The organism is Pseudomonas oplopanacis (assembly GCF_057128725.1).
In genome coordinates this window covers 138,055-163,773 of record NZ_JBSKHV010000014.1, presented here as the reverse complement: position 1 = coordinate 163,773, position 25,719 = coordinate 138,055, and the positions used below count along the sequence as shown (strand labels likewise).

The window sequence follows — 25,719 nt, the reverse complement described above, 5'->3', positions numbered from 1 at the left end:
CTGAGCTAAATGGATAGAAGCGGATTACGCCTGAATGATAGCGTTCTGCAATTGATCTTATCTGATGCCTGGAGCCAGGGGCGAGTAGCCAAATCTAAAGTGGCAAGCATGTAAGTGTCGACGGCTCTGGCTGTAGCTTTAAAAAATAGGCAGAGATCGGCTAGGCACGGACGATCGAGTCTAGTAAAAAGCTCAGTATTAGGAGTGAAGCAATGCAATGCAGTTGTGGCAGTCGGGGCGACCTCGTAGAGATTGGTCATAACTATGCGGAGTTTGTCGCTGGTTTACGCTGCCTTGAGATAGGCCAATGGATCAAACTATTGCAGTGCCTTGATTGTGGTCAGTTTTGGCGAACGGATGAATGGGACAAATACCAAACTCTATATGCGTTGAAGTTGAGTTCGCCAAAGGGCTGGGAGTCGGTCGATATAAAATCCTTGATAATAGAGCGTATGGTTGAGAATCACGGCGGATTAGATGCGTCTTTTTGTATAGCTAAGGGCTGCAAGCTAAACGTACTCAAAGGGCGAGCATATTGCGTCCAACATTTTTACGACACTGGTGCAAGGGCTTGAGCAATCTGATAGGGCTGACTGAAACCTGCCATGAAGGGATCAAGTGAATCTACAACTTGAAATTGAGAGGATCTTTGGGGGTAAAGCATTTGCCAGGCCACTTTTCTATTCTTATCCAGGAGGTCTGCGTTTTGAGCTCTCCGAGACTGGTGGAGTGATTGAGCAATTTCTAACAGCAATACGAAAATCAACAAAGATCTGCAGTGATATCTTTCTTGATGACGCGACGCTTGTTGCTTGTCTGCGCATTCATTCTGGCAGCAACCGATTTGCTCATCGGCCTCTGATTCACGCTCTTCGATCTGCCGGCATTGACATACCCGCGGAATGCTCAGTCTGGAGTGAGGAGATAGATCCGGAGGAATGGTTTTGCGAAAGTGAGCCGGAGTATTGGATCAACATCGCATTTGAAGCGCCTGCGACTCTGCTTCAAGCATTTCTTTGGTGTGCTTTGGCTAGAGACTTTGCCGAAATTCAGCCTAAACCCAACTGTGTTTTATATCTCTTCAATTTGAAGAAGCACGTCATGGTTTTTCCCTACGACGACAGAGGTATGGATGTGGTCGGCCCCAACAAAGATCTGCTTTCACAGCTGTATCGTCTGCATCATACATACCTGCTGGATTACGACCGACACACGATGGACACCACATTTGCAGGGCCTGCGCGCTAGCCTCATTGCTTACATTAGAGCTGAGACCGTGTCCACAGCCCACATGGCCACCACCGTCTCCTTTGGGTCGATATCTGCCCTTCTCGCACCGAGCTATTCTCCGCCGTCATCCACTTGAGTTGGCGTCACCGCCGAACCTGCCAATAGCCCGCCGTCAATATTGAACTCACTGCCAGTGATGTACGTCGCTTCATCCGAGGCGAGCAACAACGCCATGGCTGCCACCTCTTCGGGCATGCCAAACCGTCTAAGCGGAGTATCCCGGACCAGTGCGGCCATTCGTTCTTCACGACCTTCGTCGGTGCCTAACATGGGCTCCCACATTGGCGTGAGGATCGCCGCCGGATGAATCGAGTTGCACCGAACTGTGAGGCCTTGCTCGGCGCAGTAGAGCGCCACCGTTTTTGTATGATTGCGAACCGCGCCCTTGGACGATGCGTACGCTGCAGCGCCCGGAATGCCGACCAGGCCTGAGCGAGAGGAGATATTGATAATGGAGCCTGATCCTGTATTTCGCATTGAACGGATGGCGTACTTGCAACCGAGGAATACACCGTCGAGATTGGTCTGATGCACGGCGTGCCAGTCTTCCAGTCGCGCATGTTCCGGGTCGTGCCGCACGGCACCTTTTTCAAACCCGGTAATCCCGGCGTTGTTCACCAGGACGTCCAGCCTGCCGCGCTCCTTCAAAATGTGCGCGGTCACTCGCTGCCAATCATCTTCCCGCCGCACATCAAGACGCAGATAACTGGCACGATCACCGAGAGTGTCTGCAAGCGTTCTGCCGAGTTCGTCGTTTATATCCGTGACGTAAACAAAGCAGCCCTCCTGCACGAAGAGTCGTGCAATCGCGGCGCCGATTCCTTGGGCTGCCCCTGTGATGATCGCTGTCTTTGAGGTGAGTTTATTGTCCATAAATGATCCTGAGGCTCCCTTGGTTTGATGCATGCAAAGCGTTAACGAACCCGAACGACCGATCGAGCCCACACCCGACAGCAGACACTAGCATCCCTAACGTAAAGCACATGTTCTATCCTCTCATCCAATCCACAGCTCCGGACATCAACATGCCCGCCCCCGAATCCACCCTCCTCCAAAGCTGGCACCACAACGCCCGATCCTGGATCGAGGCCATACGGACCGGCGCCATCGAAAGCCGCCAGCAGGTTACCGACCAGGCCATTCTGTTGGCGGTGATGGGCCGTCAGCCTGAGCGCGTGCTCGACCTGGGTTGTGGCGAGGGCTGGTTGTTGCGTGCGCTGGCGGACCGGGGCATCGAGGCGGTCGGCGTGGACGGTGATTCAACACTGGTCGAGGCGGCGCGGGCGGCGGGATCTTCGCCAGTCCATGTGGCGAGTTATGAAGAATTGGCGGAGGCGAAGGTCGACGTCGGCAGCGACTACGACCTGATCTGCGCCAACTTCGCACTGCTGCACCGGGACATTATCCCGCTGCTCGCGGCCATGAACGCCCTGCTCGTCCCTGGCGGTACGCTGGTGATCCAGACGCTGCATCCGTGGACCGCAGCGGCCGGCGATTATCAGGATGGTTGGCGGGAAGAGACCTTCGCCGGGTTCGAGGGGCAGTGGCAACCCATGCCCTGGTACTTTCGCACCTTGTCCAGTTGGCTCAACGCGCTGGACATGGCCGGTTTTCGGCTGGTTGCCTTGCAGGAGCCGCAGCACCCGCAAAGCCCGGTACCGCAGTCGTTGCTGTTGGTGGCCGAGCGGCCGAAGTGATAGCCGTCAATGAGCCGGGGCGCGTGAGCGCCGGATTCACGTTCGAGGCGATCGAGCACTTCAATCCTGCGCGATCACCCAATCCATCATCTTTTCCTTGAACGCCGTCACTGCCGATTTTTCCGCTTTACCGGCCTTGGACGTGTAGCGGTCCAAAACGAAATCGACCTGCATCTGCACCTCTCGCCACTTCAGCACGGCCGGCACTCTGCGCTTCAAATCAGCAAACTCATTGAGCAGCCGGGCGCTATTGATCTTCAGCTTGCCGTTTGCCAAGGCCAGGTAAAGACCGGAGAGGATCAACGCGGCCACATTCTGGAAATCCGGACTGCTTTCCACCCAGGGCTTGAGTTGCGCCTGGACTCGCAGGATGTCAGCTTCGACTGACGCTGGCGCAGCGATAAACAGATGTGCAGCGACGCGTTCCAAGGCCGGCTCATAGGCGCGGCTCGGGTCACTGACAGTGGCACGCTGCTCAGCCTCGGCAAAATATTCCTCCATCTTTTGCAAGGCCGTTTTCTCTGCCTGCGGGTCGTTGGACAGCACCTCGATCCAGGCCAGTCGCTTGTACGCCGTACCGCAAAGGCTGATACGCCCCAAGGTCGGTTGCAACTTGCACACGCGGGTCAGCAGATTGATCGCACCACCCGTCTGCTTGCGCGCCGAGTTCAGCGCCGAACTCAACTCCTGGGGAGATTTTTTCGCCGCGGCATTCACTTGCAACCAGGCTCGACGTGCCCGCAAATCGCCCAGCTGCTCGCTGGCCTTGAAGCTGGCACCGCCGTCGTTGGCACCGATGGCGCGCTCGAACCAGTCGATCGCCCGTTCGGTTTCCCCGGCTTCGGCCCAGGCCTGAGCGAACGCCTCACACACTGCGCCCATCTCGTTCCATAGGTGGCCGAAACGGCTTTCCAGGATTTCGATCATGTTGATGACCTGCACCTTGGGTACCTTCTTGTAGCGGCTGTCATCGATGGCGATTTCCAATGCCAGTACCAAGGCCTGTGGTGAGGCGATGCTGTCGAAGCCTTGGTCGGGTGCAGCAGCAGGTTGATTGGCATCTTCCTGTACGCGTGCGAACACCCAGTCCGGGTCGCCGTAACACTGGAAAGCTGCCCAGGTATTACTTTCCGGGGCCGCCCGCCAAGCCTCCTTGCGCGCCGATGCCACGGCATCGATGAATCTGATGCCGTTGAGCAACTGGCTATAAAACTGGGTTGCAAACAGACTGGCCGCCCGGTCATCCACCGCCCAGCCCGCGACGACAACGCAACGCACGCCCATCGCGATCAGCTCCTCGGCCACCGTAGCGGCGAAACGAGTACGGTCGTAACTCAGGTGCGCCGTCTTCAACAACTGGGTCGGGTCGATCGCCCCCAAATAACAGCAGTTGATGAATACCAGCTCGGGCACCACGCGCATGCTTTTCATCTCTCGCGGGCCGAGGAAAATGTTGTTGGACAATACGATCCCCCGCGGATCCAGCATCTTGGGCTGGGTTTCCCCTGCCTGGGCCGGCGCATCAATGTCCGACAAGGGCAACGCCTGGAACTTGGGCGGCTCTCCGTGGCCCGCGATATGCACGATTCGCCAGTCGTGAGCCAGCAAGGCACTGGTCACTGCCAAGGCATCGACTGTGACGCTGGGTTCGGTGTCCTCGGCGATCAACGAATGCACTTTGCCAGTCGGCAGGGAGTTTTCCATCAGGGCCGTGATGGCGTGGGCTTCGGCACGCGCACCAGGCAGTCTCGGATAGCGCGTGATATCGGTGACCGGCTCGCCAATGATCAAAACGTAGGCGTCGGTTGTGGCGTCCAGCACCTGTTCACGATAGCTCTCGGTCCGTAGCTTGCGCAGCAGTTTGCTGCGGATCGCCCAGGGGACCTGTTCTTCTGAGGTGGATCGATCCGGATCACGCTCGGTATTGAGCAACTCCCAGGGGATGGCCGCCGTGGAACTGTCCAACTCGATTTGCATTTCCGTGGTGCCACCGAGGTAAGCGTCCATCTCCAGTGGCACCAGCAATTTGAACAGGGTCTGACCGATAGCGCCGCCGGCGGAGGGCTGGTTGGACGAGGCGCCGACCAACTCATGCAGCAACGCCACTTGCATCGACTGCGCCCGCACTTCGGCGCGGGCGCGCCGAGTGTCCAGGGTATAGGCAATCATCGGCAGCTGATTTTCATCGTACTGCGTGACGGCGGAAATGAAGTCGTAGCGAGTGCTTCGGTAGCCGCCCTCCAGCGGCCGACGCAGCCATCCGGTGCCGGACTTGATGGTCGGCGTCACCAGGAAATCTTTTGGCCGTGACACACCCAGCACCTGCACGGCGCGCCAGGCGTCGGTGGCGCGATCCAGGTAAAGTTCGGTCAGGTGCAGGTGACTGACAGTCGGCCAGCCCTTCTGCTTGAGTCGGTTATTAGCGTCGCGTACCCCTTGGGCAATTAACCCCGCTGACTGCCCCGGGGACATACCGGCCCCGCCGCTGCCAATCAACGCAGCGGCGATTTCGAACTGCACCGGTGCACCGCGGTGCTGTTCGGCCAGGCGCTGGGCCCAGGCCAGAACACCCTGGCGAACCGTCTCCAGCAGGTTGTTGGAACTCAATTTGCCCTCTTGTCCCAGGCCCACCACGACAACCGCTTCCGGACGCGGCAGTTGCAGTGGATTTTCGCCATTCGCGGCGATATTCATGAACACCTGATTGCTGCACGGAGCCGAGGGGTAGAGGCTCATTTTCAAGGCATCGCCAAGCAAGCCGCCAACCATTTCATCGACTACCCGTTCGCTGCCAGTAAGGCCGGCGCTGGCGTAGTGACCGACGATCAGCGGATCGCGGGTGAACTTCAGGTTGCAGTTGATCACCGTCACGGGCAGCGGCGGCAGTTCTTCGCGCGCGGTCGGGGTGATCGTCGGGCTGTACAATGTGAAGACATCCTCGACGCTGACCGGCAGAGTGATCCGGTCACCGCGCACCGGCCTGCTCGTCACGTAGGGCAACGACCGCTGAGGGACGCCACCTCGGCTGACTGCCTGATCCAACACCGTGAGTTCGGTGGTACGACCGGTTTGCAGCAAGGAAAGAAATGCCGGAAATGCCGCACTCTGCTTTGGCAAGTCACCGTGAGCACAGGCCAATCGATAGGCTTGCACCCCGGGTAACAGAGCGCTGTGCAACGTTACCCGGCCATCGCCGCCGTCCTCCGCATCTTGATAACCGAAGCCCTTTTCGGCACTGACGGTATACCCATCGGGGGTAAATTTCGCTTCGCCCACAACCATCGACAGCTTGTCCTTCCAAGCGCTTAGATCCTGATCATCCAATGCCTTGCGCAACGCTGCCGCGACCTTCAGAACATCACTGCTTGGCACGCCCCAGTTGTAATAATCCTGCTGGATGCGCAGCTTGTGCCAAAAGCTGTGCGCCTTCAGCCACTGCTGGTCCTTGCTGGACAGATCGGCCCAGACCTCGGCATCGGTCAGGTTGAGCACCGGGTCGAGCAGATTGGCCTGCAATTGAATAAATCCGGGAAAGGTTGCCATGAGTGCCCGGGACTTCTGCGGTGTAAACGGCGCCCCGGCGAACGCCAGGCTGTTGCCGAAGGTATCGTCCCCCGACAGCACCTGCATCGGTGCCCAGGAACCACCATTGGGTGTGCCAAGCATCAACAGCCGAGCTTGTGGATCGGCCATCATTCGCGCCCAGACTTGCGGGCACTTGAGCAACATCGTCCGTGCCAGCAAGCCTCCCATCGAGTGCGCCAGCATCCTTACCGGTTGCCGCGTAGCGGACCTGGCGTCGAGCGCGTTTTCCACGGCATCCCCGAGTCGTTTGGCCTCCCGCTCCATCGGTACGCGCCAATCGTAAGCAAACACAATCACCTGGTGTGTTGCCTCAAGGAATTTAATCAAGTCCTCGTAGACCATGCCCACTGCGCCATCGGGTTCTACATCGTCCTCCATGCCTTGCTTGTAGCTCAGTTCATCGAGGCCATTGATTAACCACGGCCCCAGCCAGATACGTCGGTCGCCTGCTTTGAGATTACTGCCCAGAATGCCCGGTAACACGAATACCGCCGGCTTCTGCGCCGCAGGTATGTCGCTGCCTCCACCGCGCCGTCCACTGGCATCCCGGCCTTGCCAGGACAGCGGTCCGATGGGCGTGAAATCCCTTGGTTCGTCCAGCGTCAGGCCCTCGACAATGGCTGACGCGGTGCGCTCGTTACTGAAATAGGAGAAGTGCGAAACGGTGCCGCCCTGGTTGAGCAGGAAACTCGCCGACCTGGCCCTGGGCGCACCGCCGTACATGGAACTGGTCTGCACCACCAGGTCGTTATCGGTCCAGAAAAACGTGTCAGAGAGTAAGGTCTTGAGCCAACTGACTACCGAGTCCCCTTCCATGTCACCGGCAATGACTCGCAACTCACTGTCGACCGGCGCACGAATCAGGTGCAGCCACTGAACGAGCGGGCTGTCGGGCATCTGTGCGGCCAACCCGGGCATGAGCAATGGATCGGAGCGACGGCGGGCCACTTCAGCCAATAAATCGATGAGTTCGGGCACCACAGGCACGCCGCTCAGTTCCATGCTCCATTTGAGCACCGAAAGGTAGGCATCCAACCTGTTCGACGCCAGCAGCGTACCGCGTGCAGGGCAGGCTACCCGCACGAAACGCGAGACTTTGATCCGTTTGTCGCTGACCAGACTGATCAACAGTTGCAGGTCTTCGCGTTGAGCCTTGTACTCATCGCCCTTGGCCAGGTCCTCGAAGCTTTGCAGTAGATCCGCACCGCCACTGCAGACTTTGGCCAGTACCTCGCCGATCAACCCTCCCCGCGAGTGCGAAAGCAAATGCAGAACCGCGCCTTTGGGCAACGCGTTGGCCAATTCCATCGCGTTCTGAATGGGACTGGCGGTCAAGGTTGGATGGTCCAGTGCATAGACACCGCTGTAGGCGCCGAAGATTCGCGCGACCTTCGACGGATGGCCGGTCCAGAGTTTGCCGAAGGTGCCCTGTGTATTGGAGAAGGTGCCATGCAACAGTACCAACAGCGGTTTATCGTCGATGACGATCCCGGTGGCCGGCGCGCTGCCCTTGAGTGAGTCAAGCACCTTGGCATTGAGCCGGTAGAGACCTGGGTCAACCTGCTTGTCGACCCTGTCCGCCGCCAGTGTGGCGGCAGCATTCGCGACGGAGTCCTTGCCAACACCGGTGATGATCTGAATCAGCTTCACCAGCACTTTGCCGAGCGGCCCCCGCGAGGGGCCGCGGGTCTGCCCCTGGATTTCGTCCTGGCCATCCCATGCCAGTTGCACGGGTATGCGCACACTATCAGTGCCCTGAGCGCCGCGAGATGCAGAGCTCTGCTGTGAAAGAAACAATTCGCGCGCGGTCTCCGGATTCAATATCAGCACGGGGCCGTTGGCGATATGCACAGCCATTACGTCTTTTTCCGGATCGACGTTGAGGGATACTTCGCTGCCGGTACCACGACGCACCGCAACCTGAACTGAGTACCTCACCGTACCCTCAGTTAATCCGGCAGGCAGTTGCAACATTGCAACGCTGTTGGAGGCATTATTCCCATGGCCCGAAACAACAAACGTAATGCTCATTTTTTATATCCCTGGCGCGAGCTATTCGTAATAGTGTTCATCCACAATAGGCGAGCACGCAGGCACATTTATACTTTTTCGCTAAATACGTTAGAGCCGAAAGTTTGAATCCGATGAAAAACACGCTTAAGTGTAAACGTCCTGACACAGATAAAACCGATAACAAACAAAACAGATAACCCGACTGGAACTTGATGAAGTACACGCTATGCTAGCCAAGCCGACCGAGGGCTAAATAGCTACTTCTCTTCAGTACCGTCTATATTCCAGGAACTCGCTATCCTCCGGGTTGGACTCATACCATTCAAAACCATGAAGTGAAGCAGGTATAGACCATGGCCAAACTCAGCCTTACCCCTGCGCTAAAACTGGAATATGAGCAGCTGTTTAATAGCTGCCTGATAAACCCGACACGTTTTAATGACGTCAATGCACTGGTAAACAGTCTTTACGAACACCGCGAACAGTATCAGGGTGTGGCCGAAAGCATGGACATTCCGTGGGGTTTTATCGCAGTCGTACACAACATGGAGTCCAGCCAAAACTTCCAAAAGCACTTGCATAATGGCGACCCGTTGAAAGCACGCACGGTCCACGTGCCCGCAGGCAGGCCTCTTGGCCCACCGCCTTTCACGTGGGAAACCAGTGCCGTTGATGCCTTGACCCTACGCAAGCAGAACGCGAGGACCGACTGGACGCTGCCCGGTACGCTCTATCAACTGGAGTTGTATAACGGCATCGGTTATCGGCTGTATCACCCCCATGTGCTGACGCCCTACCTGTGGAGCTTCAGCAACCACTACCAAGGCGGCAAGTATGTGGGTGACGGTACTTGGTCGGAGACCGCAAAGTCGGCGCAATGCGGTGCAGCGGTGTTGCTACGGCGCATGGCTGAGAATGGCTATATCGATTTCCCGGACCAGCCCTCTCCTGCTCCGCAGGACGGCCCAATCATCGTTGAATATTCGGCCACCAGGCCGGGCAACCCTGAGGCCGAGGCCAAGGCAGAAAAACTGCAGCGCTGGCTCAACTCGTTCCCGGGAATATTTGTCAAGGTAGACGGTGCGCCGGGAGACAGGACATCCGCAGCGTATTTCAAGGTAACGGGGCATTATTTGCCAGGAGATCCGCGGGGGTGAGGGATTGATCATGAACAGTGGAAACTGGGCAAAAGATTTTTATGTTGACTATCACAACCTCAACCTGGAACAACTGGGCCCGATGGTGCATGTCCCAAAAACCGTAGACAAAAAATTTCAAAACCTCCTCAACAAACATAAAAACAATATCAACAAGCTATTTGTTAACTTTTTGGCGCAAGAAAAATTAACTATCAAAATGGACTCACCATGGCATGCATGGGTCGCCCTTCATCAATGGCAACAGCTAGGCATTGAAATCACCAAGCATCGTCACGACCCACCATTATTCCCTCCCACACCCGTATTTCGAGGCCAGGCAAATTCATCCTACGATGTAACCCCCTCATTATACAGAGCCACTACCAATCAGAAACTTGAGAAAAAGAAACTCGAGTTCTTCACGCTCCTGATGAAGTGTCCGGAAATAGAAAACTCAATTGGCATACCGCTTTCGAAATATGACATAAAAGCCACGGCACAGCATTTCCAGGCCTCCTTGACAGACTTTGTCGATATTACCGGCGATCCTGCTGTGGCCATCCATTTCGCCAGTACCTCTACACCAGCCCTCAGACCCACCCTGTCGGCCGTATTCATGTTTGATCTCGAAGAGTTTATAAGAGATGGTGCATCTATCGTGATGCCCCCACCTTTCGTCAACCGTCTATATTTGCAACGAGGGGGTTTTTTACACACGAACCCTTATGATTTTGAACGGTTTCAACAATGGCGTGTGAAAATCGAATTCCCTCACGACCCAGACTTCAAGTTAATAAGAAACGCAACCCCTGCGGATATCATTCCTGCAACCGCCTGGTTTGAAAAACTCAACGAGGAAATCAACAACCTGATAAAAAACCAGGAACTCACTCAGGAAACCTCCACGGAAATACTGAAAAACCTCCGCACACAAACATTTGAAAAAATACTCTATCCCCAGTTCGCAACCGAAATACCGGGGCTGCATGGGGTGCAGTGGGTAATAGAATTCGCCGAACACCTGTATTGGTTCGCCATGAGAATCTACAAAGACAACACGGGAGAGGAGCATGACAGCATCCTCTTGCACATAGCTCTCAACATCGCAAGACACAACAAAGAAGTCATAAAAAAATTAATCTACTTTTACAGACATGAAGAGAAAACAGAACAAATAGAAATGTGGGAAAAGATGCTTGAATTAGCGCATGACCTTCCGGACGACGGTTGATTCCACAATCGATAGTTGCCTCAACAGGTTGCGCAATAAAAGCCGGAATGCGTCACTGCGGCTGAAAAGTTTGCAAGTAAGCCAGCAAATTTTCGATCTTCTCCGGATCGCTGAGCCCCCAGAAAATCATGCGAGTGCCGGGGACCACTTTTTTCGGCGCTTCGAGGTACGCGGTCAGTGTTTCGCGGGTCCAGACGATGCCGGCGGATTTCATCGCGTCGGAATACTGGTAATCCGTGGTGCTACCGGAGTGCCGGCCAAAAATGCCGTTGAGTTGCGGACCAAATGAACCTCGCGCCGACTCCCCGACCTGATGACAGCCCCCGCAAATTCGTTTGAACAGTGTCGCACCCGCTTCAGCATCGCCGGCCGCGTGTGCCTGGACACTGGGCAGCCCTGTCGTGAGCAGCAAGGTAAAAATGAGTACGGCGGCTTTCTTCATCTTCTGTTCCTAATCTTTTATGGCCCGGCGCGAGAGAATCAATGCGCACCCGGCTGAAATTTCTTCCGGTAGGCCGCCGGCAGCAAACCGACTCGCTGGCGGAAAAGTCTACGGAAAGAATTGCCATCCTCGTAGCCCACGGCGTACGTGATGCTGTCCTGGGTCATTCGGGTGGTCTCCAGCAACTGTTTTGCCTTCTCCAGCCTCAGCGTTTGCAGGTAAGTGATGGGCGTGTATCCCGTGGCGTCCTTGAAACGCCGCTTGAAGTTTCTGACGCCAAACCCGAACTGCCGGGCGACTTCATCGATCAGCAGTGGCTGGTCGAAGTGTTGTTCCAGCCAGTTTTGAACCTGCAGGATGTCGACGTCGCCGTGGTTCTTCGGCAATGACCACATCACATACACCGACTGCTCACTGCGCACACTGTCGACCAGCAAGTACTTGCCGCATTTCTGCGCCAGCTCCAGTGAAGCGAACCGGCGCACCAGGTGCAGCAACAAATCCATGGCGGCACTCGCTCCGCCGCTTGTGACCACGCGATTGTCCTCACAGATAATCTGCGTGTCCTCCAGGCAGACGTCGGCATAGCGACGACGAAACAAGTCTGCAAAGGCCCAATGTGTGGTTGCCCGAGTGCCGTGGAGCATGCCCGCTTCGGCCAGCATGAACGCTGCCGTACACATCGACGCGACCACCGCGCCCCGGGCGTGTTGTTGACGCAGCCATGGACCATAGGCACAAAAGGCCGGCAAGGCGTCCTTCAGGGTGAAGAGGAAACCGGGGATCAGCACCAGATCGGTTCGCGCAATCTGGTCGATGGACCGGTCCACGCGCAGCGATTGTCCTCCCCACGCGGCAACCTCTTCACCGTCCAGCGAGGCAATGACCACTTGAAACGGCGCCTCGGCAGTGTCCGCAAACAGGTTGGCGGCGCTGAGCACTTCCAGCGCCATCGTAGCGCTGGCGGCAGAGCATTGATCGGCCAGTAAAAGCGTGACGTGCATAAATGATCCGAATGCGCATATCGCATGAAAAAAGTCATTTGTGCACCTACCTTACTCGATCTCTGCTGCCTACAGTGCACCGGTCACTCAATCATCGGCGTACTTATGAATCTCTGGTTTCGACTGTTCCTCATGTTGTTTCGTCGTCCGTGGCGCAAGCCGGTCGACGCGATGACCACCACCGTTGTGCAGATGCGCGTCTGGCCGCTCGATCTCGACCTCAACCGTCATGTCACCAATGGACGCTATTTCACCCTGGCCGATATCGGGCGCATGGATTATGTGCTGCGCAGCGGGGCATTTCGTGTGGCGTTGCGTCACAAGGCGGTGCCGATCGTTGGCGACACCTGGGGCAAATTCCGTCGTGAGTTGCGGCTGTTCGAAGCGTTCCAGATCCACACGCGGATGCTGGGCTGGGACGATAAGTGGAGCTTTATGGAGCACCGTTTCGTGAGCAAAGGACGGGTGGTCGGCGTGGTGGTGATGCGCGGTCTGTTTCGCGCGGGCAAAAGCACGGTTGCACCGGGTGAATTTGCCCGGGAGCTGGGATTGGCGGAGCAGTCGCCACCGATGCCGGCATGGCTGACAGACTGGTCACAAAGCTGCAACGACATGAGCGCTCAGCTCCGGGAGGAAGAGGGTCAATCGACGCGGCACCCGCACACCGTCGCCTAGGAAACTGCGGGGTATCCGCTGACAACCTCCGGCGCAGTCTTTATCCTGTGCCGAACACATCTGCGCCTGCCCCATAGCTCACTGGAGACACCTGTGCCCCCTCTCACCGCCCGCGAGGTTTACCAGACATTGCGCGATGCCGCCTTGGGCATCCACCCTTTGCGGCGCCTCGATGAACCTTCCGGGCCCGGCCAGGTGCAGATCGACATCGAAGGCTGGCGCCTGACCCTCGACGTCGACGGCGTCCATTTGCGCCGGTGCCAACGTTGCCACAGTCCCGATGGCCGCGAGGGTGATCTCGACAGTTGGCAACGTTTCGGCACCGACCCGGTCAGTTTTCTCAGCGCGTGGGAACTGGCTCAGATCGAGCGGCTACTGACCGGGAGCTGAGGCAGTCTCAACCCATAGCCTTCTCAAACCGCTTCAACGAAAACGCCGATAAATCCAGATCACTGTGGCCCCGAATGCACCACTGCGCAAACGCCTCTCCCAATGCCGCGGAGTGCTTGAAGCCATGGCCCGAGCAGGCAGAAACCACCAGCGTGTTTTTCAGTGTCGGATGTTCATCGATGATGAAATGGCTGTCCGGGGTGACGGTATAGGTACATACCGCCGACTTGACCAGCCGTGAGCTGACACCCGCAATCTTGCCGCGCACGTGGGTGTCGAACATGGCTCGCGCGTCGGCGTCGCTGATGGTTCTGTCCAGCGTATCGGGTGAGGATTCTTCGCGATATTGCTCCGTTGCCACCTTCAGACTGCCCTCGCCGGGTAACGGTGGAAAGCCGTAGTTCGAGGCTTCATCGCCGGCACCGTGATAACAGATAAAGGTCGGTGACACCGGTGCAAACCGGGCGCCCTCCTCCAACTCAAACCAGAACAGCTTCTGGCGACACACCCTCAGTAACCGGTCGAACGGCTTGCCGAGCAAACCTGCCGACCACATGCCCGCGCTGATCACCACTTTGTCGGCGAGGATCGTACGCTGGTCGGTGATGACGGTGACGCCGCGCTCATCCGAGGTGATCTGCAGAACGGTTTCACCCTTGAACAGCGTCGCGCCACGTTCCTCGGCAAGCTTGAGTTGCACCGCGATACAACGCTCAGGCCGGACAAACCCGCCGCTCGGTTCGAAGTAGCCGACAGCCGTGTCCAGCACGGGAGAAAACTGCGGGAAGCGTTGGCGAATCTGCTCGGCCGACAACACTTCATGCTCGATGCCATGGGTTTTCGCCAGACGAAGGGTGCGGTGGGTGAAGTCGTGTTGATCGTCTGCGTCATAGTCGGGGCTGGAGGTCATGACCAGTACGCCACACTGTTCGAACAACGACTCGCCGGACAGCGCTTCGAGTTCCCGCCAGATCCGGTGAGAATTGCGCACGATGGGCAAATACTCGGCGCCCTCGCCAACCGAAAGGCGGGTGATCCGCGTATCGCCATGGCTCGAACCCTGGGTGTGAGGCGGATGGTGGCGGTCGACGCCAGTCACCTTGATCCCGGCTTTTGCCAACTGGTACAGCGTGGCAGCCCCCATCGCGCCCAAGCCAAGTACCGCCACTTCACACCGATGTTCCATCCATGCCCCCTGGTCCGTTAACGGCTTGTCGAAAAACCGTCAGCATAGGCCATGGGACCAAAGTTGCGTTCAACCTGTTATTCAGTCGCGCATCTGCTGCCAAACGCCACCCACGAAAAAGCCCGGATAAACCGTGATGCTGTTCACGCACCGAATCTGTGGCGAGGGAGCTTGCTCCCTCGCCACACGTTTGCGTTTGTCTCAAGATTTTCTTGAGTGAACAGTATTGCGGCCAAACCGGGCTTTTTCACGTCAATGCCTCCCCGCCAATCGGCAGGGTTCTGCGCTTACTGAACGTTTTTCAGCTTGACCACATCACCGGAGATCTTGGTGGTGTAACCGGTCAGGACCCAGGCCCAGAACCAGTTTTCCTGCACTTGAGTGTTGATCATCGCGTCGCCGCCCTTGGCTTTGATCGCTGCGTCTTGCGCGCGAACAAAACGGCTGTTCTGCTGGATCGGGATGACGCCGAACAGCAACAGGCCGGTGGCAGTTGCTTCACTGTGGCCGATGACAGTGTATTGGCTGGCTTCATAGTGCTGGGTTTTCATCGGGGCACCGGTGCAACCCGCCAAAACCAGACCGAACAGAGCAACGGCAACAACTTTACTGAGGTACTTCACTGAAAAACTCCATGAGAATGTGCCCGGGATCCGTCTCTCGGGCGGCGCACACTCTAATGGAGATGATGGCCAATTGGTACCACCTACAAAAAACTTGCGCCGGTGTTATCCCGATTTAGTTTCACTTGCCCGAGACGGCGTTTCCTCTGCCACCGGCTTAATGCCAAAATGCAACGCTCAGGTCACCCGTCCAGCCCCCGCCCCGCGTCATGCAGTGCAATGAGAATCGAATATGAACACCCGTTTTCAGATAAGTGATGCCCCTGAATTCCACGTCTCCCATCAGCCGCCGGCGGTCACAGCATGATTGAAGTCACTGAGGTTTCCATTGCGCAACTGCGTGCTGCGCTTGAATCCGGCCAGACCACGGCAGTCGAGTTGGTGCAGGCTTATCTCGCCCGGATCGATGCCTATGACGGCGCCGACACATCCACCGCTCTCAACGCGGTGGTGGTGCGCAACCCCGACGCGCTCCAGGAAGCGCAAGCGTCCGACGCCCGCCGGGCAAAAGGCGAGACACTGGGCCCGCTCGATGGCATCCCCTACACAGCCAAGGACAGTTATCTGGTGAAGGGGCTGACCGCCGCGTCCGGAAGTCCGGCCTTCGCCAACCTGATTGCCTATCGCGATGCGTTCACCATCGAACGCCTGCGCGGTGCCGGCGCCATCTGCCTGGGCAAGACCAACATGCCGCCCATGGCCAATGGCGGCATGCAGCGCGGGGTCTATGGCCGTGCCGAGAGCCCGTACAACGCGGACTACCTCACCGCGCCGTTCGCCTCGGGCTCGTCGAACGGTGCCGGCACTGCAACCGCCGCCAGCTTCGCAGCATTTGGCCTTGCGGAAGAAACCTGGTCGAGTGGGCGCGGCCCGGCGTCGAACAATGGGTTGTGCGCCTATACGCCCTCGCGCGGGGTGATTTCGGTGCGCGGCAACTGGCCGCTGACGCCGACCATGGACGTGGTCGTGCCGTTTGCCCGGACCATGGCGGACCTGCTTGAGGTGCTCGACGTGGTCGTGGCAGAAGACCCGGACACCCGCGGCGATCTGTGGCGGATGCAACCCTGGGTGCCGATTCCGAGTGTCACTTCGGTGCGTCCTGCCTCCTACCATGAACTGGCCGCGCAACCCAAGGCACTGGCCGGCAAGCGTTTTGGCGTGCCGCGCATGTACATCAACAAAGATCTCGAAGCGGGCACCAGTAAGGCACCGGGTATCGGCGGGCCGACCGGGCAGCGCATCAACACCCGCGACTCGGTGATCGGTCTTTGGGAAGCAGCTCGCAAGGCCCTCGAAGCGGCCGGCGCCGAAGTCGTCGAAGTCGACTTCCCGCTGGTCTCCAATTGCGAAGGCGATCGTCCGGGTGCGCCGACCGTGTTCAATCGCGGCATCGTCTCCAAGGAGTTCCTGCACCATGAGTTGTGGGACCTGACGGCCTGGGCGTTCGATGATTTCCTTCAGGCCAATGGCGACCCGAAACTGAACCGCCTGGTCGACGTCGACGGACCGCTGATTTTCCCGCACGACCCCGGCACGCTGCCCAACCGTGAGGGCGACCTGGCGGCCGGCATGGACGAATATGTGCGGATGGCCGAGCGCGGGATTACGCCGTGGAACGAGATCACCACGGTGCCTGATGGCCTGCGCGGGCTGGAACACACGCGGCGTATCGATCTTGAGGAATGGATGGATCGCTTGGGGCTGGACGCGGTGCTGTTCCCGACGGTTGCTGACGTTGGCCCGGCGAATGCCGATGTCGATCCGGCATCTGCGGACATTGCCTGGAGCAATGGCATCTGGGTCGCCAACGGCAACCTCGCCATCCGCCACCTCGGCGTTCCGACGGTCACCGTGCCGATGGGCGTGATGCCGGACATCGGCATGCCCGTCGGGCTGACGTTCGCCGGTCGTGCTTATGACGATTCGTCGCTGCTGCGCCTGGCGTCGGCGTTTGAAGCCACCGGGTCGAAACGCATGATCCCGCCGCGCACCCCGCCGCTGCCAACCCAGCCGTAAATATTGAGCGGGATTGGAAAGCTACAGCCTTCAATCCCGCTCAATCATTCAGGCCTTCGCCGCCATCGCGGTGACTTCCACACGCATGCCTTCGACCGCCAAAGCGGCCACGCCCACAGCGGCGCGAACCGGCCAAGGCTTGGCGAAGAAACGCTTGTAGACTTCGTTGAACGCGGCGCGGTCGGCCATGTCGGTGAGGTAGATGGTCAGGTGCAACACCCGATCCATCGAACTGCCGGCACCTTCCAGTGCTGACTTGAGCGCTTGCAGCGTGCATTCGCTCTGCTCGACGATGCCGCCCAGTTCCAGACTGCCGTCAGCGCGGGTTGGGATCTGAGTGGAGACCAACAGCCCACCAAAACCGGCAACGTCGGAGGAGATGGAATCCTGGTCTGGATCAGGGATGAACGTGATGTCTTGGTTAGCCATGGGGTTCTCGCGCTTGAGGTGAAAAGGGGCTGTTGCGTATCAGGCGCGCAGTTTACATCCATCTCCATTACTCGGGGCGCAGCAACCCTGAAGGAACCACCGTTTCGATCAGCCCGGTCGTCACGTCGTACACCAACCCCGTCACCGTGAAACCACCCGGCAGGTTCGGATTGGCTTTCAGTGCCGCCACATCGATGGCTACTGCCTTATAGGGATCATCAATTTCCAGCGCCGCCAACGCGCGAAACGGTGCCAAGAATGGCCATCGTCTCAAACAGCGCCGGGTTCACGCGGCCACCGACGTTACGGATCACCGCGGCCTCACCGGGCTCAAGCTGGAGCACATCCATCGGGTCGACGCGGGGGTCGACACAACCGAGGATCAGCGTCTGGTGCGAATCATTCCGAGGCTGGCGGCATTTACTGAACGTGACGGTAACGTTGCCTCCGTCGATCTCACGCCACAGTTTTCAACGAATGACACCGCAGGCGCCTTGGCTGCGGCCGCCGGCAGCCTCGGCATCGTGTCAACGACGTCCTGGGCCAGCGCCCTGGAACTGGCCAGCGGTGATCTGGTGCAATTGCTGCCGGAATGGAAAATGGCAGACTTGCCCGTACACGCCTACTTTCCACTGGGACGCACGACGCGCATGGCGGCGCATGGCGGCGCATGGCGGCGCGTGCGTTCGCCGACTTTCTCGCCACCACGCTCCGCGGCGATGCCTAGTTCGGATCGAGCAACCCGCCGCTCCAGTTGCGCGAGACCCGGCTGCCGGTGAATTTCGCCACCACCATGCCTTGCGACACCAGCCGATCGCGATAGCGGGTGACCATGCGCCCCGCTTGTTCGGCCACCAAAACCACCTCGGACGATGGATCGCCCGGTCGCCGCAGTATCCGCGCAAAGCGCTGCCCTTCTTCGACGAAATCCCCCAGTTCTTTTTCAAAGATCAACACGCCGGGCTGCGGCGCCAGAATGGTTTCCATGTGGCCCATTTCCATGGCCTCGACGGGCCAGTCAGCGGGAGCCTGCGCCTCATCGATGACCCCGCAGCCGCATAGCCAAACGTACAACCCTTCGGCGTCCTGCTCGGCAAAGCGGTCGCTGACGTCACCCTGCCCGCGCAACTCCAGCGTCGCCGCCATGCGCTGCTCGGTGCCGCCGTCGCGCAGCCACGGCGCAATGATGGTCTCTTCGAAAGAGCCATCGCCGCCGTCATCCCAGATGATCGCCACGTCCATCTTCATCGCAGCGGCCAGTTCGCGGCCACGGGGCCAGAAACGCCGGTGAACGTAGAGGTAGGGCAATGCTTCGTCATCGGTGTGCAGGTCGAGCATCACGTCTGCCGGGGCCGCGAGTTCAACAAGTTTCTTTTGCCATTCCTGGACGTTGGTCGAGGGTTGGGCCATGGCGGCCGATTGGTCGAACCCGCGGTTGAAGTTATGCCCGGTAGCGTCGTGAAAACGGCCGAGAATACGACCCTGGCGAAACTGCCCGATGCCCAGCGGATTGGCTTGCGGCACCACTGTCACGCTGCCGTTGAGACGACCCTGGGCCCGGGCGACCTCAAGCTTGTGCATCAGCAGATGCAACACCAGCATCCCGGCGATTTCATCGGCATGTACTCCGGCCTGGAGGTGCACGGTCGGACCGCTGCCATTGCCGCCGTAGCGCCACGCGCTGACCTGCACCGCGTCACCGTTGTTGTTGCGCACACTGAACGAAACATCCTGCGCCATCTGCTTGTCCTCCTGCGTCACGAACGTTAAAAACCGACACATTGCCCAGGTCGAACTGGAGATTGAACGCACGTTCAACTAAGCTCGCCACCAGGCAACGCACCCAAGGATTCCTTTTGACAATCCCCTCCACAAAAAACCGCCGCGCCGAACCGGACGAGCGTCGCGAAATGCTGGTGGCCGCCACCCTGCGCTGCCTGGTGCGCGACGGTCACGCCGGGATTTCCGTGCGCCGCATCGCCACCGAGGCCGGCGTGTCCGTGGGGTTGCTCAATCACCATTTCGGCAGCATTGATGCGTTGATTGCCGACACCTACCAAAAGATCGCCAGCGAACTGACCACTGCCCTGCTCCAGGAAATCCAGCGGGCCGGCACACCCGCGCAGAAGATGGACGCGTTCCTCACCGGCTCGTTCTCGCCTCGAGTCATGGACCCGCAATTGCTCGGGGTCTGGGTGGTGTTCTGGAGCCTGATCCGGCACTCCGAACATGTCAGCCAGTCCCACGAAAAAAGCTACCGCGCTTACCTCGATCTGCTCCGCCAACTGCTGGACGACATGGCCGCCAGCGAAGGCTTCGTGATCCACGACACGCGCCTGGCCGCCATCGGTTTATCGGCGATGCTCGACGGACTCTGGATCGAGTGGTGCCTGAACCCCGAAACTTTCAGCCCCGCCAACGGCCTCCACATCTGTCGCTGCTGGATAAAGGGGCTGCGACACGGAGCATTCAGCACCGACGACGTCTTGTGAGGGATGACGGCCGAAGATCATCGCCAGGGTGCCGCTGACGGCGATCAGCCCGGCACCGACCATCAGCGACACGTCCATCAGCGTGCCCCAGATCAGGCTCGACAACAGGAACGCCCAGATCAGGCCGGTGTATTCGAACGGCGCAAGCAAGGTAGCGGTAGCCCGCTGAAAACTGGCGAACAGCAGAAACTGGCCCATGCCGCCAACCAGACCGGCGCCGAGCATCCCTAGCCAGGCCGGGGTCGGGGCCGGGGTGTAGGTCCAGGGCAACGCCACCGCCATGCAAATGACGAACACCACGTTGGTGATCAACATCTGCTCCAGCACGGACGTCTGCTCATCCACCTGGCGCAACTGGATGTAGGTGAACGCCCAGCACATCGCCGCCAACAACGTCAGCACCACCGGCACCGGATCGACCAGGTTGCTCGGTCGGCAGGCGATGATCACGCCGACAAAACCGATGATCAGGCTGAACCACTGCCAGCCGCTCGCGCGCTCCTTGAGAATCACCGCCGCCAGCACCGTGACCATGATCGGTGCCGAGAAATACAGCGTGGTCATCTCCGCCAGGGTCAGGTCCCGGGCCGCCGTGTAATACAGCACCCAGGCAACAATCGACAACAATCCGCGCACCACCAGCAAGCGTCGGCTCGGCGAGTGCCAGGCGCGCTGGACCAGACGCAAGCGCCCCGCCAACAGACAGGCCAGCACCACCACAAGGGCGCGCCAGAACAGAATGCTGACCACCGAATAATCCGCCACCAGCCACTTGATGGCGGCGTCCTGCAGGGCCAGGAACGTATAACCCAAGGTGCACAGGCCAATGCCTTGCAACGACCGGTCGACAATCCGTGGCGTACTCATTACACCGACCTGCGCACGGGCGTGCCGCGCCGTTCGGCAAAGGCAAACAACGCTTCGATCATGAACGTCAGGCAAACATACACGCCGGCCACCAACAGCAACGGTTGATACACTTGCAGCGTTTGCGCCCGCACCACGTTGGCGGCGCCCAACAGATCGACAATCGCAATGGTCGAGGCCAGTGCGGTGGACTTCAGCAGCATCACCGTCTCCCCGGCCAGCGTCGGCAACAGCAGACGCAACGCCCTGGGCAAACGCACCCGCAGCAACGACTGGCGCGGGGTCATGCCAAACGCCGACGCGGCTTCCATCTCACCTTTGGGCACCGCCAGCAGCCCGCCGCGAATCACTTCGCCGACATAGGCGCCCACCGACACCACCAAGGCAAACACGATGTACCAGTAACCGTCGCGCAGGTACGGCCAGAGGAAGCTGCCGCGAATCAATGGGAACTGCGCAAACAGGCTGCCGAGGCCGTAGTAGAAGATGTAGATCTGGATCAGCAACGGCGTGCCGCGGGTCACGCTGGTGTAGAACAGGCTGACCTTGGCGATCACCCGGTTCTTCGAGATCCGCGCCAGCGCCACCAGCACCGCGAGCGCATAACCGAACACGCTGGAAATCAACAAAATGGTGATGGTCGTTTGCAGCCCCCGGCCCAACAGCGCCGCGTATTCAACTATCCACGCTGGAATCATTTTATTCACTCAGCCAAAGGCATCCAGCGACGGATCCGTCGCTCAAGCCGTCCAGACAGGTAGTTGGACACCAGTGTCACCGCGTAATAGAGCGCCGCGGCGGTGAGGTAGAACAACAGGTAGTGACGCGTCGAGCCCGCGCCTTGCTTGGCGGTGTACAGCAGCTCGTTGGTGCCGACCACGCTGATCAAGGCGCTGTCCTTGATCAGGTTGATCCACAGGTTGGCCATCCCGGCCATGGCGTAAGGCGCCATGATCGGCAGCGTGACCCGCCGGAACAGGCCGAAGCCGCTCAAGCCGAACGCCTTGGCCGCCTCGATCTGACCGAACGGAATGGCCTGGATCGCCGCCCGGAAAATCTCCGAGGCGTACGCGCCCTGCACCAGCCCCAGCACCACAATCGCCGCCAGCGGACCGCTGACATTCACGCTGTCGTAGCCCATTTGCGCCATCAGCGAATTGAGCAGCATCGAACCGACGTAGTACAGCAGCAGGATCAGCAACAACTCCGGCACTGCGCGGAATAATGTGGTGTAGCCGCGCATCAGTGCCGCGATCGGTTTGGGTGCGCCCAGCTTGAGGCAGGCCACCACCAGCCCGATCAGGAGCCCAAGCACAAACGCCCCGGCGGAAATCTGCAGGGTCATCCAGAGCCCTTTCAACAGCGCACTGCCCCATCCTTGTTCGCTGAAATTGATCAAATCGAACATTGCCGGCATTTCACTCTCCAGTTAAAGCACCACCGGACCTAGTGGGAGCGAGCCTGCTCGCGAAGGCGATGTGTCAGTCGACATCATTAGTGAATGTCATACCGCTTTCGCGAGCAGGCTCACTCCCACAGGTTTTTGCATCTGCCACAGGATCTTTATTCAGGTCAGAACGCCGGTTTCACGCTGGTGCCGAAGTAGTGTTGGGACAGGTCGTCATAGTCCTTGCTCGCCAGCAAAGTCTTGATGGCCGTGTCGAGTTTGGCTTTGAGTTCGGTGTCGTCCTTGCGCAGACCGGCGCCCACGCCCTTGCCGAAGATCGGGTCGTAAGGCACTGCGCCGAGGTAGGCCAGGTCCTTGGCATCCGGGGTCTGGACGAACGCCGCCATGGCCGTGCCGTCCGCCATCATCAGGTCGATGCGACCGGCAATCAGGTCAGCGTTTGCCGAGTCCTGGGTGTCGTAATACTTCACGTCGGCAATGTTTGAGTAGTACGTCTTCAGGTAGCTGGCGCTCACCGTGGAGTTCTGCACGCCAATGGTCTTGCCCTTGAGGTCATCCGGGTACTTCTTAACAGACGCGTCCTTGGGCCCGACAATCGCGATCACCGAGTCGTAGTAAGCCTTGCTGAAAGCGATCTGTTTTTCGCGCTCTTCGGTGACCGACATCGAGGAAAAAATCACGTCGATCTTCTTCGCCAGCAATGAAGGGATGATGCCGTCCCACGCCACTTCCTTGATCTCGCACTCGGCTTTCATCTCGCTGCACAGCTTGTGGATCAGGTCGACTTCGAAGCCTTTCCACTCACCGTTGGCCTGCTTCTCGGTGTACGGCGGATAGGGTTCGGCTGCGACTGCGAACCTGATCGGTTGGGCTTGCGCCGCGCTCATGCCAGCCAGCAACAAGCAGGCCGCGCCGGTAAACCAGTTTGCCAAACGTCGATTTCCCATGATTTTTCCCCGTCTTTTTATGATGTTTTTAGCGAGTCTGATGTGCGTTGACGAACTGTCGGCAACGTTCACTGCGTGGGTGTACGAACACTTCATCCGGCGAACCGGTTTCCTCGATCAGCCCTTGGTGCAAGTAGGCGACTTTGGACGAAACATCGCGGGCAAAGGCCATTTCATGGGTCACCAGGATCATGGTCCGGCCTTCTTCCGCGAGGGAGCGGATCACCCGCAGCACTTCGCCGACCAGTTCCGGGTCGAGTGCCGAGGTGGGTTCATCGAACAGCATGACCTTGGGCCGCATGGCCAGGGCCCGGGCGATGGCCACCCGTTGTTGCTGTCCCCCGGAGAGAAACGCCGGGTACTCGTTGCGCTTGGCCGCAAGCCCGACGCGCTCCAGCAAAGCTTCAGCCCGTTCAGTGGCTTCGGCTCGGCTTTCACGCAGGACCTGGGTCGGCGCTTCGATGAGGTTTTCCAGCACCGTGCGATGGGGCCAGAGGTTGAAATTCTGAAACACCATGCCCAGGCTCGAACGGATCCGCACCAGTTGCTTGGCGTCGGACACCAGCGGCGCGCCGGGACGGTCGTGGTTGAGCTTGATGCTTTCGCCGTCCACCAGAATGCGTCCCTGGTCCGGCACTTCGAGCATGTTGATGCAGCGCAGCAAGGTACTTTTGCCCGAGCCGCTGGCGCCGATCAGCGAGATCACATCGCCTTCGCGGGCCGTCAGCGAGACGCCCTTGAGCACTTCGATATTGCCGAAGCGTTTGTGCAGGCCATCGACTTCAATCATGGTCTTGGTGGTGACCGGCGCAACGGTGGCCTCGCAGGTAACACGGCTGGTCACGGGGCTGATTACGGGGCGAGGCGCTTCACCTTTCAGCACCAGGACAAAATCGCGAATCCGCTGACAGGCCTGGGCCAGTCGCTCTTCACCGAGGGTGAACGAGAGCCGCACAAAACCCTGCGCCGGCTCGCCAAACGCGGCTGCATCGAGGACCGACACGCGCGCCTCGCGCAACAGGCGCCAGGCGAACTCCAGCGAGGTCAGCCCGGTGTCACGCACATCCATCAATACGAACATGCCGGCATCAGGGTTGAGCACTGAAATGCCCGGGCAGTTCGACAGGCTCGTGACCACCAGATCACGCCGACGGCGATAGATGTCGCGCATGCCGTGAGTCACGTCTTCGTGGGCCTGCACCGCTTTGAGTGCAGCTTCCATGACAAACCCCGGCAAGCCATAGAGCATGCTCAGCACCAAGGTTTCCGCGTGGGCGATAAGGGCTGGCGCGGCGACGATCCAGCCGATCCGCCAGCCGGTCATGGCATGGGATTTCGACAGGCTGCCGACCACCACACAGCGCTCTGCCATGCCCGGCAACGCCGCGAGGCTGAGGTGTTCGCGTTCGAAGGCGAGGCTTTCGTAGACTTCGTCGACCACCACCCACAGGTCATGTTGGATGGAGAGGTCGGCGATGGCTTGCAGCTCTTCGCGGTTGAGCACTACGCCGGTGGGGTTGTTCGGGTTGGAGAAGAAAATCGCCCGGGTGCGCGGGGTAATGGCCTTGGCCAGCACGGCGGCATCGAGCCTGAACCCGGAGTCCGCCGAGCAGGGCACCCGCACCAGCGTTGCACCGGAGGCCTTGAGCGTGGCCTCGTACGTCACGTACATCGGGTCCAGCGCAATCACTTCATCGCCCGTGTTGAGCAGGCACATCGAGGTGATGAACAGCGCGTTCTGCGCCCCGGCCGCAACGATCACGTTCGACGCTTGCACCTCACGGCCGAACAATGGGCTGTAACGGTTGGCGATGGCTTCGCGCAAGGCCTGGCGACCGGCGATCTCGGTGTAGTGGGTGTCGCCCTCGCGCAATGCTTCTATGGCGGCATCGGTGATGAAATCGGGCGTGGGGAAATCCGGATCACCGACACTGAGAATGATCACATCCTCGCCACGGCGCTGGGCTTCAAAGGCTGCATTGTGAATATCCCAGGCGGCCACACCGTCGCCTGAAATCCGCTCAACAAAAGGTGAAAACCGCATGCCAGTGCCTCGTTCGAATTGAAGAAACGCAAGCCCGCGCTACCAGCCGGGGAGGTGGACATCAACATAGTCGAAGCTGAACAGTCGTTCAACAGAAAAGTAGCGATGCTTCGCGATCAGCGTAAACAGGTCGTTTTCACGACAGTCGAGGCGTTTTCAGCACGTCGCACGATAAGGTCGGGAATTGAATCCAGACAGCGATTAACAATCACAGAAAAGTTTATCCCGACGGGAACAAGTT

Annotated in this window: 23 protein-coding genes and 1 pseudogene; 9 read left to right on the top strand and 15 right to left on the bottom strand. The window is 58.9% G+C overall.

Features of this window, described 5'->3' with window-relative positions; all coding sequences use genetic code 11:
- Positions 1 to 618 precede the first annotated feature (618 nt).
- Positions 619 to 1,248 carry a DUF3885 domain-containing protein gene (locus ACWKV5_RS24245; protein WP_483843318.1) on the top strand — a complete coding sequence of 210 codons (630 nt, stop codon included), beginning with the start codon at positions 619 to 621 and terminating at the stop codon, positions 1,246 to 1,248.
- Positions 1,249 to 1,341: 93 nt separating this feature from the next.
- Here the strand turns inward: ACWKV5_RS24245 and ACWKV5_RS24240 are convergent, their stop codons facing one another.
- A complete protein-coding gene (locus ACWKV5_RS24240) occupies positions 1,342 to 2,163 on the bottom strand; it encodes a glucose 1-dehydrogenase (protein ID WP_483843317.1) in 822 nt (273 codons plus the stop codon).
- Positions 2,164 to 2,315: 152 nt separating this feature from the next.
- Between ACWKV5_RS24240 and ACWKV5_RS24235 the strand changes: the two genes are divergently transcribed.
- Positions 2,316 to 2,987, top strand: coding sequence for a class I SAM-dependent methyltransferase (locus tag ACWKV5_RS24235; RefSeq protein WP_483843316.1), 672 nt, complete (start codon positions 2,316 to 2,318; stop codon positions 2,985 to 2,987).
- Positions 2,988 to 3,047: 60 nt separating this feature from the next.
- On the opposite strand, the gene ACWKV5_RS24230 is transcribed toward ACWKV5_RS24235, so the two are convergent.
- Positions 3,048 to 8,510 carry a DUF7379 domain-containing protein gene (locus ACWKV5_RS24230; RefSeq protein ID WP_483843315.1) on the bottom strand — a complete coding sequence of 1,821 codons (5,463 nt, stop codon included), beginning with the start codon at positions 8,508 to 8,510 and terminating at the stop codon, positions 3,048 to 3,050.
- A gap of 428 nt (positions 8,511 to 8,938) precedes the next feature.
- Here ACWKV5_RS24230 and ACWKV5_RS24225 point away from each other — a divergent pair, with 428 nt between their 5' ends.
- Positions 8,939 to 9,742, top strand: coding sequence for a hypothetical protein (locus ACWKV5_RS24225; RefSeq protein WP_483843314.1), 804 nt, complete (start codon positions 8,939 to 8,941; stop codon positions 9,740 to 9,742).
- A 10-nt stretch (positions 9,743 to 9,752) separates the two neighbouring features.
- The gene (locus tag ACWKV5_RS24220; RefSeq protein ID WP_483843313.1) at positions 9,753 to 10,955 is read left to right on the top strand and encodes an FRG domain-containing protein; all 1,203 of its coding nucleotides are present in this window, start codon (positions 9,753 to 9,755) and stop codon (positions 10,953 to 10,955) included.
- 52 nt (positions 10,956 to 11,007) lie between these two features.
- On the opposite strand, the gene ACWKV5_RS24215 is transcribed toward ACWKV5_RS24220, so the two are convergent.
- Positions 11,008 to 11,397 carry a c-type cytochrome gene (locus ACWKV5_RS24215; protein WP_483843312.1) on the bottom strand — a complete coding sequence of 130 codons (390 nt, stop codon included), beginning with the start codon at positions 11,395 to 11,397 and terminating at the stop codon, positions 11,008 to 11,010.
- Between the two features lie 38 nt (positions 11,398 to 11,435).
- Entirely contained in the window at positions 11,436 to 12,401 is a 966-nt protein-coding gene (locus tag ACWKV5_RS24210) for a GlxA family transcriptional regulator (RefSeq protein WP_483843311.1), read from the bottom strand.
- 105 nt (positions 12,402 to 12,506) lie between these two features.
- On the opposite strand from ACWKV5_RS24210, the gene ACWKV5_RS24205 reads away from it, so the two are divergent.
- Positions 12,507 to 13,076 (top strand): acyl-CoA thioesterase, encoded by a 570-nt coding sequence (locus tag ACWKV5_RS24205; RefSeq protein ID WP_483843310.1) that lies wholly within the window; start codon positions 12,507 to 12,509, stop codon positions 13,074 to 13,076.
- Positions 13,077 to 13,169: 93 nt separating this feature from the next.
- A complete protein-coding gene (locus ACWKV5_RS24200; protein WP_483843309.1) occupies positions 13,170 to 13,466 on the top strand; it encodes a DUF7693 family protein in 297 nt (98 codons plus the stop codon).
- Positions 13,467 to 13,473: 7 nt separating this feature from the next.
- Here the strand turns inward: ACWKV5_RS24200 and solA are convergent, their stop codons facing one another.
- Complete coding sequence (gene solA, locus ACWKV5_RS24195; protein ID WP_483843308.1) at positions 13,474 to 14,652, bottom strand: N-methyl-L-tryptophan oxidase; 1,179 nt, start codon at positions 14,650 to 14,652, stop codon at positions 13,474 to 13,476.
- Positions 14,653 to 14,939: 287 nt separating this feature from the next.
- On the bottom strand, positions 14,940 to 15,275 hold the full coding sequence (locus tag ACWKV5_RS24190; RefSeq protein ID WP_483843307.1) for a hypothetical protein: 336 nt from the start codon (positions 15,273 to 15,275) through the stop codon (positions 14,940 to 14,942).
- A 303-nt stretch (positions 15,276 to 15,578) separates the two neighbouring features.
- On the opposite strand from ACWKV5_RS24190, the gene ACWKV5_RS24185 reads away from it, so the two are divergent.
- Positions 15,579 to 17,291, top strand: coding sequence for an amidase (locus ACWKV5_RS24185; protein ID WP_483843306.1), 1,713 nt, complete (start codon positions 15,579 to 15,581; stop codon positions 17,289 to 17,291).
- A 48-nt stretch (positions 17,292 to 17,339) separates the two neighbouring features.
- On the opposite strand, the gene ACWKV5_RS24180 is transcribed toward ACWKV5_RS24185, so the two are convergent.
- From ACWKV5_RS24180 to ACWKV5_RS24170, 3 genes are all read right to left on the bottom strand, one after another.
- Positions 17,340 to 17,720 carry a RidA family protein gene (locus ACWKV5_RS24180; protein ID WP_483843305.1) on the bottom strand — a complete coding sequence of 127 codons (381 nt, stop codon included), beginning with the start codon at positions 17,718 to 17,720 and terminating at the stop codon, positions 17,340 to 17,342.
- A 67-nt stretch (positions 17,721 to 17,787) separates the two neighbouring features.
- Positions 17,788 to 17,976 carry a carbonic anhydrase gene (locus tag ACWKV5_RS24175; protein ID WP_483843304.1) on the bottom strand — a complete coding sequence of 63 codons (189 nt, stop codon included), beginning with the start codon at positions 17,974 to 17,976 and terminating at the stop codon, positions 17,788 to 17,790.
- On the bottom strand, positions 17,939 to 18,070 hold the full coding sequence (locus ACWKV5_RS24170) for a hypothetical protein (protein WP_483843303.1): 132 nt from the start codon (positions 18,068 to 18,070) through the stop codon (positions 17,939 to 17,941). Before ACWKV5_RS24170 ends, ACWKV5_RS24175 begins: the two co-directional genes overlap by 38 nt.
- Positions 18,071 to 18,112: 42 nt before the next feature.
- Here ACWKV5_RS24170 and ACWKV5_RS24165 point away from each other — a divergent pair, with 42 nt between their 5' ends.
- Entirely contained in the window at positions 18,113 to 18,499 is a 387-nt protein-coding gene (locus ACWKV5_RS24165) for a type 2 periplasmic-binding domain-containing protein (RefSeq protein ID WP_483843302.1), read from the top strand.
- On the opposite strand, the gene ACWKV5_RS24160 is transcribed toward ACWKV5_RS24165, so the two are convergent.
- The gene (locus tag ACWKV5_RS24160) at positions 18,444 to 19,460 is read right to left on the bottom strand and encodes a M14 family metallopeptidase (protein WP_483843301.1); all 1,017 of its coding nucleotides are present in this window, start codon (positions 19,458 to 19,460) and stop codon (positions 18,444 to 18,446) included. The two genes, ACWKV5_RS24165 and ACWKV5_RS24160, sit on opposite strands and share 56 nt — an antisense overlap.
- 170 nt (positions 19,461 to 19,630) lie before the next feature.
- Between ACWKV5_RS24160 and ACWKV5_RS24155 the strand changes: the two are divergent.
- Positions 19,631 to 20,116 (top strand): annotated as a pseudogene (locus ACWKV5_RS24155) (TetR family transcriptional regulator C-terminal domain-containing protein); the annotation flags it as partial.
- Here ACWKV5_RS24155 and ACWKV5_RS24150 read toward each other — a convergent pair.
- The 5 genes from ACWKV5_RS24150 to ACWKV5_RS24130 all read right to left on the bottom strand — a co-directional run bounded on the left by ACWKV5_RS24150 (position 20,072) and on the right by ACWKV5_RS24130 (position 25,478).
- Positions 20,072 to 21,079, bottom strand: a complete 1,008-nt coding sequence (locus ACWKV5_RS24150) for a DMT family transporter (RefSeq protein WP_483843300.1) — start codon at positions 21,077 to 21,079, stop codon at positions 20,072 to 20,074. The pseudogene ACWKV5_RS24155 and the gene ACWKV5_RS24150 sit on opposite strands and share 45 nt — an antisense overlap.
- Complete coding sequence (locus ACWKV5_RS24145) at positions 21,079 to 21,777, bottom strand: ABC transporter permease subunit (protein ID WP_483843321.1); 699 nt, start codon at positions 21,775 to 21,777, stop codon at positions 21,079 to 21,081. The genes ACWKV5_RS24150 and ACWKV5_RS24145 overlap by 1 nt, the downstream gene beginning before the upstream one ends.
- A gap of 5 nt (positions 21,778 to 21,782) precedes the next feature.
- Entirely contained in the window at positions 21,783 to 22,496 is a 714-nt protein-coding gene (locus tag ACWKV5_RS24140; RefSeq protein WP_483843299.1) for an ABC transporter permease, read from the bottom strand.
- Between the two features lie 155 nt (positions 22,497 to 22,651).
- Positions 22,652 to 23,434, bottom strand: coding sequence for a transporter substrate-binding domain-containing protein (locus tag ACWKV5_RS24135; RefSeq protein ID WP_310265121.1), 783 nt, complete (start codon positions 23,432 to 23,434; stop codon positions 22,652 to 22,654).
- A 28-nt stretch (positions 23,435 to 23,462) separates the two neighbouring features.
- Positions 23,463 to 25,478: an aminotransferase class I/II-fold pyridoxal phosphate-dependent enzyme gene (locus tag ACWKV5_RS24130; RefSeq protein ID WP_483843298.1), complete on the bottom strand. Its 2,016-nt coding sequence runs from the start codon at positions 25,476 to 25,478 to the stop codon at positions 23,463 to 23,465.
- Positions 25,479 to 25,719: the final 241 nt, after the last annotated feature.

Bases quoted from the DNA above. Each gene is read 5' to 3' on its own strand.
- ACWKV5_RS24185 (WP_483843306.1), top strand. From the start codon at position 15,579: ATGATTGAAGTCACTGAGGTTTCCATTGCGCAACTGCGTGCTGCGCTT.
- ACWKV5_RS24220 (WP_483843313.1), top strand. From the start codon at position 9,753: ATGAACAGTGGAAACTGGGCAAAAGATTTTTATGTTGACTATCACAAC.
- ACWKV5_RS24205 (WP_483843310.1), top strand. From the start codon at position 12,507: ATGAATCTCTGGTTTCGACTGTTCCTCATGTTGTTTCGTCGTCCGTGG.
- ACWKV5_RS24160 (WP_483843301.1), bottom strand. From the start codon at position 19,460: ATGGCGCAGGATGTTTCGTTCAGTGTGCGCAACAACAACGGTGACGCG.
- ACWKV5_RS24170 (WP_483843303.1), bottom strand. From the start codon at position 18,070: ATGGATGTGCTCCAGCTTGAGCCCGGTGAGGCCGCGGTGATCCGTAAC.
- ACWKV5_RS24145 (WP_483843321.1), bottom strand. From the start codon at position 21,777: ATGATTCCAGCGTGGATAGTTGAATACGCGGCGCTGTTGGGCCGGGGG.
- ACWKV5_RS24210 (WP_483843311.1), bottom strand. From the start codon at position 12,401: ATGCACGTCACGCTTTTACTGGCCGATCAATGCTCTGCCGCCAGCGCT.
- ACWKV5_RS24225 (WP_483843314.1), top strand. From the start codon at position 8,939: ATGGCCAAACTCAGCCTTACCCCTGCGCTAAAACTGGAATATGAGCAG.
- ACWKV5_RS24135 (WP_310265121.1), bottom strand. From the start codon at position 23,434: ATGGGAAATCGACGTTTGGCAAACTGGTTTACCGGCGCGGCCTGCTTG.
- ACWKV5_RS24130 (WP_483843298.1), bottom strand. From the start codon at position 25,478: ATGCGGTTTTCACCTTTTGTTGAGCGGATTTCAGGCGACGGTGTGGCC.
- ACWKV5_RS24140 (WP_483843299.1), bottom strand. From the start codon at position 22,496: ATGCCGGCAATGTTCGATTTGATCAATTTCAGCGAACAAGGATGGGGC.
- ACWKV5_RS24150 (WP_483843300.1), bottom strand. From the start codon at position 21,079: ATGAGTACGCCACGGATTGTCGACCGGTCGTTGCAAGGCATTGGCCTG.
- solA (WP_483843308.1), bottom strand. From the start codon at position 14,652: ATGGAACATCGGTGTGAAGTGGCGGTACTTGGCTTGGGCGCGATGGGG.
- ACWKV5_RS24215 (WP_483843312.1), bottom strand. From the start codon at position 11,397: ATGAAGAAAGCCGCCGTACTCATTTTTACCTTGCTGCTCACGACAGGG.
- ACWKV5_RS24240 (WP_483843317.1), bottom strand. From the start codon at position 2,163: ATGGACAATAAACTCACCTCAAAGACAGCGATCATCACAGGGGCAGCC.
- ACWKV5_RS24235 (WP_483843316.1), top strand. From the start codon at position 2,316: ATGCCCGCCCCCGAATCCACCCTCCTCCAAAGCTGGCACCACAACGCC.
- ACWKV5_RS24180 (WP_483843305.1), bottom strand. From the start codon at position 17,720: ATGGCTAACCAAGACATCACGTTCATCCCTGATCCAGACCAGGATTCC.